The sequence below is a fragment of the Cohnella sp. GbtcB17 genome (assembly GCF_019091135.1).
Classification (GTDB): Bacteria; Bacillota; Bacilli; order Paenibacillales; family Paenibacillaceae; genus Cohnella.
The window spans coordinates 49,715-62,757 of record NZ_JAGXJW010000008.1; the positions used below are offsets into that span (position 1 = coordinate 49,715).

The following is a 13,043-nucleotide window of genomic DNA, read 5'->3' on the forward strand; positions in this document are numbered from 1 at the left end:
CCTCTCCGCGCTACAGGCGGCTGTTGCGATATTCGCTTGGCGTTTGGCCGTACTGCTTTTTGAACACCTCTCGAAAATAATCCTGGTCCGTATAGCCGATCCGTTCGCAAATCTCGTAGATGCGGTTCACCGGGTCCTTGAGCAGCCGTGCCGCCTCCTCCAGACGGTGCCGGACGATCCAAGCGTTAATCGTCGTTCCGGTCACTTCCTTGACGAGCAGGTTCACGTACTTCTCGCTAAGGCCGACCGCATCCGCCACGTCCGAGAGCGCGAGGTCGCCGCGCGCAAAGTTTTGTTTGATATAACCGATCGCCTGCTCGACGAGGCGCTTCTTCTTCAGGCTGCCCGACCATTCGCTTGTCGGCAGCGCCCCGGCCAGGTTCGGCAGCTCGTCCCGCAGCCTGCTCTCCGCCACAGCCAGTTCATCCTTCCGACGGCGCTCCCGTCCCAGGTCGCGTACGACCTCGGAGAATACCCGGGCGATCTCGTCAGGATCGATCGGCTTCAATATATAGTGCTGCACCTGCAGCGAGATCGCCTTCCTGGCGTGCTCGAATTCGTTCAGTCCCGACAAAATGATGCAGCGGATATCCGGATTGCGAGCCCTGCACGCCTGAATCAGCTCGAGACCGTTCATCTTCGGCATCCCGATATCGGTCAGCAGCAGGTCCGGCGTCTCCCGCTCCAGCCGGGCCAGCGCCGCCTCGCCGTTCTCGGCGGTGCCGAGGAGCGAGATGCCGAGGCGCTCCCAGGGGACGGATCGGGCAAGCGCGTCCCGGACTGTCTTCACGTCTTCGGCGATAAGCAGCTTATACATGTTCATACCTCCTTGGTGCCGGCGACGCATTCAGATTCGGGCGAAACGGAAGCACCGCCTCGACGCAGGTGCCTTCCGCCGTCTGCACGTATTTCAGACCGAACGCTTCCCCGCAATACAGACGGATGCGCCGATGGACATTCAGCGTACCGTAGCCGGAGCTGCCGCCGTCCTTGTTGCTTGGCGACGCGAGGGCCGGCGACTCTGCGGGCGTTCCGCCCGCCTCGCTCGCGCCCCGGTCGTCCGCCTCATTCCCCTTTTCCTCGATCGGCCGCTCCTCCAGCATCCGATTCATCGCCTCCGCATCGCAGCCGACGCCGTTGTCCTGCACGCGAAGACGGAGCGAGATGCCGTCGAGCCGCGCCTCGATGGCGATCCGACATCCTTCCGTCCGACCGGCGAACCCGTGGACGATAGCATTCTCCGCGAGCGGCTGCAGGCAAAAATGCAGCATGGACGCGCTCAGCAGGTCGTCGGGCACGCGAATGTCGACGGCGAGATCATCCATGAGCAGCCGCTGGATATGAAGGTACGCCTCGACGTGCCTGATCTCGCCCTCCAGCGAGATCCAGGTCTGCCCCCGGTTCAGACCGTACCGGAGCATGTTGGCAAGCGCGCGCACGATTCCGCCCGTCTCCTTGTCGCCCGACAAAATCGCGCGGCAATTGATCAGATCGAGCGTGTTGTACAAAAAGTGCGGGTTGATCTGTGCCTGCAGCAGCTCCAGCTGGAGCTGGCGGCGTTCGATCTCTTCCGCGAAGGACTTCTCGATTAAGCCGTGCAGCGTCACCAGCATCGTCGCGAACTTCTGCCCCAGCTCATCCACCTCGTAGATGCCCGAGCTTTGCGCCGGCAGCGGCTCCTTGAACGCCAGCACCTCGGGTCGTTGCATCGCGCCGACGAGCCGCGTGATCGGCACGGTCACCCGGACGACGATCCGGTTTAAAATAAAGCCCGCGATCAGCAGCGCAACGACCGCAGTCGCCGCGCCGATGGCCGAGATTGCGAACGTATACTGGTTGAAGTGGCTCTCCGGCACGACCGTAAGCAGCTTCCAGCCGTTGGCGAACGTCTCGTACATGACCCGGTGCGGCTCGCCGTCGATTTTGCGGACCAGCGATCCCGAAGCGTCCAAAGCCGCGCTCACGTAGGGCAGTTCGCCAGCCGGCGTCAGAAACGGGTATCGTTCGCTGAAGATGACCCTGTCGCTCTCGTCCAGCAGCAGATGGTAGCCCTTCGCCAGCTTCGCGTTCTCGAAGATGCTTCGGATGCTGCCCGTGTCCGCCCCTACGACGACGGTGCCGATGTGCCGACCGTCCTTGATGCTCGTTTTTTTGCGCGCTGCGTAGATCATCGCCGGGTTGAAGGCGCCCGCCCGCTGGCCCCACCATTCCGCCTGCCGTCTCCCTTCGCTCAGATTGCGGTACCAGTCCTGGCTCCGCAGATCGATCGATTTGTAAATGCCCGTGGACGGATCGTAGCGATCCGGCGCCATGGCGTACAGTCCGCTGGACGGCTCGAGCGCGATGGATACGACATAGGATCGGGTCGGGACCCTGCCGCCGCCTTGGCCGTTCAACAGCGACAGCAGCGATAAATTTTGCAGATTCGTCTGAAGCGCGAAAAAATCGTCCACCGCCTCGTAGGCCGCCGGATATTCGCTCTCCAGCAGCCCCTCGATCGACGGATTGGACAGGATAAACGCCGCGACATTGTTCATCGTATCGAATTGGTACCAGATGTTGCGGTAGACGAACTTCATCGATTGCTCCGCCGTGTCGCGCGTATGATCGTTCTGCACCCGAATGAGGATGTAGCTGGCCGCCGTGGCGAAGAAGGCGATGATGACGACGATCAGCACAAAAATCGGCAGCCGGAGCCGAGACAGCAATCCGGCGCTGTGCCCGAAGCGTCCGTGCACGATCTTCCCTCCTCTCCTTCGGCAGGCCGAAGCCTCCCGCCGCCCTAGGGCGGCAAGGAGGCCTTCCGTGCCTCTTTATTTAGTCTTTCGCTTCGGAAAAGAGCAGGCTGCCGACGATTCGGGCAGCCTCGGCGCGGGTCGCCGTGCCTTTGGGAACGAACCGATCGGCGCCTCTGCCCTTCGTCAATCCGAGCGCCACTGTCTCCCTCACGTACGTCAGCGCCCAAGCCGAGATGGCGGCTTCGTCCGCGAATAAGGATGCGTATGCCGATGCGGTTTGAACCGGCCGCTCGCCATGCAGCAGGCGATAAGCCTTCATCGTCAGGACCGCCATCTCTTCGCGCGTCAGGCGGCCGTCCGGATCGAAGGACGTCGCGCTCTTGCCCGCAGCGATGCCCGCGCCGTAAGCGGCGGACACGGCCTCCGCGTACCAGCTGTTCGCGGTGACGTCGGCGAAGATCGTCTCGACCGGCGCCGCATCGGCAGGCTTCGGCAGACGGAGCGCCTTCGCCAGCATCGCCGTGAATTCGGCGCGCGTGACCTCGCGGCCGGGCTCGAATGCGCCGGTGTCGCTGCCCTGGACGATGCCGCGGGCGGCCAGCGCCCGAACCGCGCCGTACGCCCAATGCGCGTCCGGCAGGTCGGAAAATTCCCGCTTCACCTCAAGCATCGCATAGACGCTGAAGTGCCGGACCTCCGCGGTCAGGAAGCCGTCGGCTTGCTCGCCGCCGACCCATTCGGGTCTGCTTTCTTCGGCCATGTAATAGATCGCCGACAGCTTCGGGTCCAAAGACGGATCAATCCGGAACCCAATTGTGATCGGCTCTTCGAACTGCGTCAGCGGAATCGCGCTCCCCGCTGCCGTCCTGATCGACAAGGTCAGCTCGTACGCTTCGCCGCCCGCGCGAACGGTCGTCCCGGGCGCTTTCGTCCCGGCAAGGAGCGCCTGCGAAGCGTCGGACTTGAGCGGCAGGAAGCTGAGCGAGAGCATGCTGCCCTGCCGGTCCGCCGCAGGCACCCGCTCCGCCAGCTGCTTGAGCACGCCGGGCGGAATCTCCAGCACAAGCTTGCCGGCCCTTACCTCAAGCTTGTTGGCGCCGAGCCATGCCGCCGCGTCCGCCGGCAGCCGCAGCTCCGTCGTTCCGGCCGGCGCTTCGACAGAGCTGACGCCGTTCGCGGCGTTCTGAAGGGCCGCGGCCGATACCGTCAGGATGTCGGAAGGCGCTGCTAGCGAACTTGTGACGATCTCGGTGGTCGGCTGATCGGGCGGCGAACCGCCGTCGTCGCCACCATCGTCACCACCATCGTCGCCACCGTTATCGCCGCCGTTATCTCCCCCATTGCCGCCGCCCGGCGGCAATGGAACGTCCACGAACGCGAACGCGTCGTACAGCGACGTGTTTTTCGAATCGGCGGTCCCCTGCGTCCATTGGATGAAGTTGTCCCGGCCGTTCTGGTAGTCGGCGTCGTTGACGGCGACGTTGAAGCCGAGCTTGCCGCCGAGCGCGGGCCGCAGATCCTTGACGTAGGCGCTCGGGATCTTGAATTCGTATCGCGTGCGCTTCACCGCTTCGTCGCGAACCGCTTCGAACGGCACCTTGCCGCTCATGTCGCCGTTCGGATTCGGGGCCGTCGAGTTGAAGACGTTGACCAGATGCGTGCCGTCGTCGGCGAGCGCGAAGCTCCATTCCACGTCGTCCGCCCCGTACGGAGACTCCCGGTTGTTGAGCGGATCGAGGCTGATCTGCACGGAGTCGTTTTTCCACATGTTCGCCGCATTCTCCGACTGCTTGTGCACGTCGTCCCGCACGTCGACCGCGACGTACAGGCCGTCCGCCGCCCACTTGGCATAAGCCGTCGCCTCGAGATTGGCCGAATCCTGGTAACCCGTCGCATTCTGGCCCTTCCTGCGAAGATGGACCGGATAGGCGTCCTGCCAGTCTGCCAAATTCCCGTCTGCCGCGATCGCGACCTCGCCCGCCGACTGAATCAGATCGAAGTCCAGCGGCAGCTGCGCATCGTGGAAAATGCTTCTGCCGTCCGACGCTTCGTCCACCTCCAGGTCGACCTTGTATTCATTGAAGGGAGCGGTCTGGCGGTACATCCACCGGAAATCCAGTTGGAGGCGGTCGCCCTTCTTCAAATTGCTGAACGCATTCGTCGTCACCGGCTCGAGCAAGCCGCCGTCCGGCCCCTTCAGCGTGACCGTGCCCGACTTGACGGCCGTCGACGTGCCGGTCAGCTGCACCGAGACGATATCGAGATTCTGGATCGTCTTCGCGACCGGCAGCAGCCTCACGTCAAGGCCGTCCTCGACGGTCAGCTCCACCTTTTTCGTATCGAAAAGCGCGCCGCCATGCTCGATCTCGAACGCGACCTCATAACGTCCCTTGATCGCGGACTGCGGCACGTTCACGTTGTAGGTCCGATCTACCGCGTCATGCGCGGGAATCGTAAGCTCGACCTCGGACGGCTCGCTCTGGGCGGATGTCCAGCCTGCCGGCACCTTGAGTCTGGCCTTCACCTGCTGCGGCGCGTCGGTATCGTTGACGAGCGAGAGCGTCAGCGGCGTCGCGTAGCCCGCCTCGCCGGTCGCCACGCTTGGCGTGACGTTCGCCATGACGCCGATGAATTGCGCCGGCTCGGAGGCGATCATTGCCGTCGCCGCGCCGGCGAATTCGCGCGCCAGCAGATTGTAGGCGTAGCTCTCGCCGTAGCTGCCCCGCGCCTTCGCGGCTTCCGCCAAGCGGCCGTACCGGTTCATGCGCAGCACCGCCGACGCGGACACCGGCATGACGCTGTCGTTCCCCTTTTTGCTCTGGAAGGCCGCGTCCGCCGCCTGCGTCGCAGCGGCATAATCGAGCGCGTTCGCGCCGCTGCCGCCCTTGGCGTAGGCCAGCGCGACGGATGCGCTCTCGGCGTAGTTGTACAGCGCCTCCAGCGTCACGTATCCCGACGCGGCGATCAGATCGCCCGCTTCGATCTGGCCGGCCATCTCCGCCATGAGAGCATATATATCCTTGATGCCCTGCTCAAGTCCTGCCGCTGGCGACGCCCCCTCGGTCGCCGTCTGCAGCGCGACGGCGATCCTGGCGATCTCGGCCGCATCCGCGTCGACGAGCGTCCCGTTCGACGCGGCCCGCGTCAGCGCCAGCTTGGCGAGCGCCTCCTGCTTCTTGACCTGCAGCAGCTGCGCGGCGGATGCGTAGACGAACTCGGCCGGCGCCCCCGTCACGTAGAGCGGCGCGCCGGATACGACGAGCTGCAGTCCGGCGCTTCCCGCCGTCGCCGGCAGCTCCACGCCATTGATGTCCATCACCTTCGCGCCGGCCGCCGCGAACGGCAGCTCGATCGCGCTCGTCGGCGGCTTGACGGCCGGATCGTCCTTGTGGTCGACCTTCTTCCAGGCGACGACGACGGGCTTGCCGTCGTTCAGGAACACCTGGACCGCGACGTTCGGGTCCCCCGTATCCCAGGTTCCGACATACCGCGCGCGATCCAGCTCGGTCATCAACTGGTTCACCGCGGTGTAAGCCAGCTTCGGCCGTCCGTCGTTATCCGTGATCCCCCAGAAAATATCGTAGTACCGGTCGTCCGTGCCGTCGTTTTTATAATCGTAATATTCGTAAGCCTTCACCTGGTCCGTGACCATGTAGTTCAGGAAGGCGCGGACGATATAATCCCGCTGGACCTCCTCCGACACCGAAGGATAGCCGCTGTTTGCCGTCGGCCACCCGCCTTCGGTGAGATAATAATCCTTCCAGCCGCCGTATGCGTTAACGAGTCCCTTCACGCCGTCCGTCAGCTTCTGCAGATTGCCGTCGGGCATCGCATTGTAGACGTAAGGGTGGTAAGAATAGGCGTCCGCAAAATCGTACGAGCCGAGCTCGAGCTCCTTCGGCAGCACGCTGAGCACGCTCGACGTATGGTCGCCTGCGAGCAGCATCGCGTTGGGATCGGCCTTTTTCATGTTCAGGTAGGCGACCTTCTGCAGCTGCACGAACTCCGCCGGAATATACGGCTTGGAGAAAATCTCCGGCTCGTTGGGCATCTCCCACTGCCGGATGCGATCCTTGTACTTCGCGACCGTGTTCGCCACGAAGTCGCCCATCGCTTTGAGCGAGGCGGTCGTATTGGCGATGCCCGCCTGGTAGTTCGCGTTTTTCTCCAGCGACAGCACCGTAATCTGGTTGAAGCCGTAGGAAAACAGCTTGTCGAGCGTCGGATCGGTCCGGCTGTAATCGTAAACGGTCGCACCGCTGCCGTCCTTGACGTTCTTGTCGACATCCTCCCAGACGATGCCGGAGCGGTGGCTGCGCGCGCCCAGCTTGCGGGCCCCGTCGATGATGTCGTCTTTCCAGTTGAGCGCGTAGTGGGTGTTGAGCCCGAACTTGCTCTCGTTGTCCAGATCGATCTCCCGGATCGGCGCGGCTTCCTTCGCGATCGCAAACCGCATCTTCTTCGACTTGCCGGGCTGCGGAACGCCGTCCACTTCGAAGTCCGCCGTCACCTCGTAGGTGCCGATCGCGGAGAGCTGCGGATCGAAGGAAATGATCTCCTTGTCGTTCTCGTACTTCGCCAGATCGTAAGTGCGCGTGCCCGTCGCCACGACCGCTTTGTCTCCGTCCGCACGGCGCACGGCATAGTCGATCTTGAACGTATGCGCCGCCGCGCCCGCATCGAGCGACAGATCCAGCCCCGGCGTGTCGCCCGGCGCGTAGATGCCCGAGAAGTTGCCCGACGGCTGTAGGTCGATGACGTAAGGGGGCAGCATCGGCTCGATCGAAAAGTCGTCGATCATCAGATTGGTGCCGCCGACGACGTTCCATTGGAAGTAGCCTTTGAGCGGCGCGAGCGGATCGGAGTCTTCGCCGGACACCGTCTCTACGCCGTCGATGAACAGCTTGTGCGTGATCCCGCTGACCTGCAGCTCATAGTCGTGCCACTCGTCCAACAGCGACTTCACGTAGTTGGCGATGTAGTAGTTGCCGCCGAGCGTCGTTTTCCGCATGATAAAATACTTCGAGTTGTGCGTCGCCCACTCCAGCGCATTGTTGTTGTTGTCGTCCTTCGCGCGGTAGCGGAAACGCCACGTATTTTGCAGCGCGGTGCTCGTGCGCTCGTACTTGACCTTGAACTTGACGATGAAGTTGTCCGCGTTCTGATACATCGGCAGGTTCAGCCTGGCGCTGCCCGAACCGTTCAGGTTCAGCACCTTGTTGCCGTCAGGCAGCTGAATCACCTTCGTCGCGCCGCCTACGGTCCAGCCCGGAGGCGCGGCATTCGCCGCCTCGCTATCGAAGTCGTTGACATAGGGAACGATCTCCCCGATACCGACCGATACCTCGCCGGTCGCCGGGTAGCGCGCCTCGCCGCCCGTTCCGTTGTGCGCGGTGATATAGTAGCGGATGCGGTCGGCCCGCGCCGTTCCGGGAATCGTCCCGGCATAAGCCCCGCTGCCAAGCGGCGCGGCGGTCAAGATCCGATCCGGCGCCTCGTCCTCATAGCCGTAGTGAATCTCGGCCGTCGTCGTCCCATAGGTCGCGTCCGCGACGGAGAAGGCAACGGCCACGTCCGCGTTGTACGGCACCTGCGAGAGCGGCGAATGCGAGATTGCGTATGCCGGCGGAGCCGCGACGATCGGCAGCACCGCCATGTCGTCAACACTCAGATTAACGGCCGGTCCGACGCTTCGAAGCCCGAAGCCCACACCGCCCGCCGCCAGCGAAGCGTCGGTGAATACGGTTACAAGAGCGCCGTCGATCGACAGCTTGAACTCGCTTCCCTTGACCTCCAGGCTGTATTGATGGCGGTCGGCCACGTTGAAGCCCGGCAGCGTCTGCGCGATCGGCACCGGCGCGCCGACTTGCTCTACGGTTGCCGAATTCGGATACTTCCACAGCTCCACGCTGCTCGTGTTCTTGAACTCCAGGAAGTAATAGGCCGTGCCGGACGAATACCTGAACATGACGCGGAAGCGATCCCCCTGCGCCGCGAAGGTCAGGTTGTAGTCGGCCGATGCGTAAGACAGCTTGGCAGGCTTCACGATGGCGCGCTGGGGAGTGCCGCCCGCGATCGTGCCCGTCAGGCGCGCTTCCGCGCCGCTGCCCTGAACCTGCCAGGCGGTACTGCCGAACAAATCCCAGTTGCCGAGCCCGCCCGCGAAGCTGTCCTCGAACAGCGGCGCAGGCGCCTCGGCTCTTGCTGCCGCCGGCAATGACGGGAGCAGCAGGGCTGCGACGAGAAGCATAATCAGGCTGCGGTAAGTTTTTCTCATTCGTCCAACCACCTTCTTCGGCAAGAGTTAAAGCCTCCCGCGGCATCGGCTGGCGAAGGCGGGAGACTTTCGGATCAAACGGCTGTTATTTGCCTGCTTTCTTCTGGAAGGACGCTTCAAGCTCGCTTAAGATCTGCGTGCCGCCCTGGGACTTCCACTTCTCGACGAAGTCGTCGAACTTCTTGATATCCCCGCCCATGATGATCTGCGTGAACACCGAGTCGCGCATCGTATCGAGCTCTACCAGCTTGGCGACCTTTGTCGGAGAGTCGAGGTAGTTGGACGCGTCGGTGATCTGGTTCGGGTTGTTGATCGCGACATCGAGCGCCTGGGAAGGGCGGAGCGGCAGCGATTCGAGGTAACGCGGCCAGCCGTTCAGGCCCGGCGCGAACAGATAGCTCTGTATGGAGCGGTAGTGGCCGTTCTTATCCAGCTTGGTCGCCGGATCGACCGCGTCGGTCACGATCTCCATCTTGCCGTTCTCGATCTTGTAGTCTTCGCCTTCGATCCCCCAGACGGTCAGCATCTGGTTCTCTTGGGACAGCGATTCCTCGATGATGGACAGCACCTTCTTCGGATCCTTCGTCTTGGCGCTGATCGCGGTCATCTGGGAGAACGGCGCGCCTGCCGGCGCGACCGCCTTGCCATCCGCGCCTGTCAGCGAACCGGTCAGCGACAGATACTTGAACGGCTCTTTGGATTGGTCGGGAAGCTTCTCGTTTGCGCCGAGCTTCTTGCTCTTGATCAGCTCGCTCGTCTCGACCTGCGTATCGTAGTCGCTCGCCGTGGACCACCAGCCCATCCAGGAGAACAGCTTGCCGCTGTAGAGCTTGGCGCGGAGCTGCTCTTCCTTGATCGTTGCGAATTCCTTGTCGATGAGGCCTTCCTTGTACATCTTTTGCAGGAACAGCAGCGCGTCCTTCATCCTCGGATCGATGTCGTAATTGCTGAACTTGCCGTCCGTCTCGGTGAAGTAGCCCGGCGTTACGCCGAACGCGCCGAAGATATGGTCGAAGGAGTTGTTGGCGAACTTCACCTGGCCAATCTGCGCTGTATAACCGCCAAGCGGGATGACGTCCGGGCGATCCGCTTTGATCGTTTTCAGCAGGTTGTAGTACTCGTCGAGCGTCTTGGGCACCGATGCGCCCGCGGCCTCCAGGTAATCCTTGCGCATGACGAGATCCCAGCGGTAGCCGGCGCCCGGTCCGCCCTGATACGGAATGCCGTAGATACGGCCGTTCACCTTCGCCTGCTCGAATACTTCGGGCGGCACCTCGCGCATGATGTTCGGCGTGTCCTGCTCGTTGATCAGGTCGGTCAGGTCGACGAAGGCGCCGAGCGGCGCGTACTTCTGGAAGTCGTCGGCGAAGTCGATCCGCACGACGTCGGGAATGTCCTCGCTGGACATCTTGAGGTTCAGCTTCGTCTTGTACTGCTGGACGTCGACCATCTCGGCGTCGATCTTGACGTTCAGCTTCTGCTCGATCCCCTGCTTGACGACGTCGTTCTCCGGGTCGTAAGGAACGGAAATGTCCTGCGCCTTCAGCCACTTGAGCGTGTACGGCTCCGTCGACGCGCCGGCGGAACCGGACGGCGATGCGCTAGCGGATGCCGATGCGCTAGCGGTGGACGATGCCGGCGCCGACGCGCTCTCCGAGGCGGCGCCTTTGTCGCCATTGCCGTTACTGCAGCCCGCGACGGCGAGCGTGCCGACGAGGACGGCGGATGCCAGGCCGATCGTCTTTTTCTTTTTCTGATGAGACATGTTCAAGTGACCTCCTAATAATGAGCTGTATATTTACCCTTGGGGGATAAACCGAAGTAAGTGCCCGACCGCACGCTGGCGGTACGCCCTACCCTTTGACCGAGCCGACCATCATGCCCTGATCGAAGTACCGCTGGATGAGCGGATAGATGATCAGCATGGGCAGCGCGACGATGACGATGGCGGCCATCTGGATGCCGACCGTCGGGGGCGGTGTGCGTCCCGCCGTCTCGAGCAGCTCGGGCGGCAGGCTGGAGCTCGCGATGATCGAGCGAAGCACGAGCTGCACCGGCGCCTTGTTCCAGTCCGAGACGTAGAGCATGGCGCTGAAGAAGTCGTTCCAGTAGACGACCATGTAGAGCAGGCCGACGGACGCGATGGCGGGCATCGACAGCGGGAGGATGATCTGCCGCAGGATGCGGAACTCCGAGGCGCCGTCGAGGGACGCCGACTCTCTCAAGCTCTCGGGAATGCTCTCGAAAAACGACTTCATAATAATCATGTTGAAGGCGCTGAACGCCATCACGAGGATGAGCACGTAGTTCGTGTTCAGCAGGCCGAGCTGCTGGATCGTAATGTAGGTGGGGATCATGCCGCCCTTGAACAGCATCGTGAACACGAAGATCAGGATGATGCCCTTGCGGCCCGGCAGCCTTTTCTCGGCCAGCGCGTAAGCGACGGTCGTCGTCAGGAACAGGGCGAGCAGCACGCCCGCGACCGTATTGCGGATCGTATTGCCGTAGGCGTGATAGATGAGCGAGCCTTCTTTTAGCAGATAAGCGTAGTACTCGAAGCTGAAGGACGTCGGGAACAGGACCATGCCGTCCTTGGCGCTGAATTCGGAGTAGGGCGTGATCGATACCGTGATGACGTACCAGAACGGGAGCACGATCACCAGCGTGAGCAGCGTGAGTACGATGTAGTTGGTCGTCGCGAAGGCGGATTCGCCTCTTGTGAGCTTCATCTGTCGTCTTCTCCTTCGTCAGAAAATGCCGGAATCGGGATCGATCCGCTTGGCGATGCGATTGGCGGCCAGCACCAGCGCCAGACCGATGACGCCCTTGATCACGTCGGCGGCGGCGGCCAGACTGAGGTTGAACTGCTCGATTCCGATGCGGTAAATATAGGTGTCGAGGATGTCCCCCACTTCGAACACCATCGGGTTGTACAGGTTGATGACCTGGTCCAATCCGGCGCTCATGACGAATCCGACTCTCAGAATGAAGATGACGATGATCGTGGAGGCGATGCCCGGCAGCGTGACGTGTACGATCCGCTTGAAGCGCGTGGCGCCGTCGACGACGGCCGCTTCGTACACTTCGGGGTTCAAACCGGCGATCGCGGCGATGTAGATGATGGCAGCCCAGCCCATCTCTTTCATGGCGTCGGTAACGACGAGAATCGTGCGGAAGTACGCGGGCTCGACGAGCAGGTACGCTGGCGTGCCGCCGAAGAGGCTGATGATCTTGTTGACGATGCCGGTCTCCGGGGACAGCAGCAGCGTGATGATGCCGCCGTACACGACCCACGATACGAATCTCGGCAGGTACACCGCGGTTTGCAGCGTCTTCTTGAACCAGCGCGTCCGGATCTCGTTCAGCGCGAGCGCCAGCAGGATTGGGGCGATGAAGCCGCTGATCATCTTGTACAGGCTGATGAGCAGCGTGTTCTTGAACGCGTGAACGAACATCTCCGACTCGAACAGCGCGCGGAAGTGCTTGAGCCCCGTCCAGTGGCTGCCCGAGAAGCCCTGGATGACGTTGTAATCCATAAAAGCGATGCTGACGCCGTACAGCGGCAGGTAGTCGAAGACGAGCACCCACAGCAGCGCGGGAAGCAGCAGCACGTACAGCAGCTTGAACTTCCAGATGCGGCGAAATCCGGGCCCCGCCTTCAGCCTCGTTCGTTCCGTCTTGCCGGCGGTCTTGCCCGTCGTCTCTCCGGCGGCCTTGCCGGGGGTTGCGAGCTCCATGCGGTAAGCCTCCTATCCTTCTCTCTGTCTCTCTGCGTATGACGCACCTTCGCTTTGAAAGTGCTTACAGTAGCCAGTTTATCGGATTGGACCGGGCCGGAACACCGGAGCGGAGAACGATATACCCGGTGAAAAGTCGCATTGTGGCAGGGAGATAGAACAGTGGAGTGGCGAGCGGCGCCAAGTGCTTAGCGGCGAGTGGTGCGGACTCAGAAGCCGCTATTTTGCCGAAAACCGCCGATTGCCGCTCGTCTCGGACCACAGGTCCGCTATTCGCGTATGAACGCCTCG

6 protein-coding genes are annotated in these 13,043 nt (G+C 62.4%); all 6 read right to left on the bottom strand.

Features of this window, described 5'->3' with window-relative positions; genetic code table 11:
• Positions 1-10 precede the first annotated feature (10 nt).
• The 6 genes from KVT38_RS06170 to KVT38_RS06195 all read right to left on the bottom strand — a co-directional run bounded on the left by KVT38_RS06170 (position 11) and on the right by KVT38_RS06195 (position 12,752).
• A complete protein-coding gene (locus KVT38_RS06170; RefSeq protein ID WP_217592819.1) occupies positions 11-817 on the bottom strand; it encodes a response regulator transcription factor in 807 nt (268 codons plus the stop codon).
• Positions 810-2,738, bottom strand: coding sequence for a cache domain-containing sensor histidine kinase (locus KVT38_RS35340; protein WP_217592820.1), 1,929 nt, complete (start codon positions 2,736-2,738; stop codon positions 810-812). Before KVT38_RS35340 ends, KVT38_RS06170 begins: the two co-directional genes overlap by 8 nt.
• A gap of 79 nt (positions 2,739-2,817) precedes the next feature.
• On the bottom strand, positions 2,818-9,015 hold the full coding sequence (locus KVT38_RS06180) for an S-layer homology domain-containing protein (protein ID WP_217592821.1): 6,198 nt from the start codon (positions 9,013-9,015) through the stop codon (positions 2,818-2,820).
• 85 nt (positions 9,016-9,100) lie between these two features.
• A complete protein-coding gene (locus tag KVT38_RS06185) occupies positions 9,101-10,780 on the bottom strand; it encodes a type 2 periplasmic-binding domain-containing protein (RefSeq protein WP_217592822.1) in 1,680 nt (559 codons plus the stop codon).
• A gap of 88 nt (positions 10,781-10,868) precedes the next feature.
• The gene (locus KVT38_RS06190; RefSeq protein ID WP_217592823.1) at positions 10,869-11,744 is read right to left on the bottom strand and encodes a carbohydrate ABC transporter permease; all 876 of its coding nucleotides are present in this window, start codon (positions 11,742-11,744) and stop codon (positions 10,869-10,871) included.
• Positions 11,745-11,762: 18 nt separating this feature from the next.
• Positions 11,763-12,752, bottom strand: a complete 990-nt coding sequence (locus KVT38_RS06195; protein WP_217592824.1) for an ABC transporter permease — start codon at positions 12,750-12,752, stop codon at positions 11,763-11,765.
• Positions 12,753-13,043 lie beyond the last annotated feature (291 nt).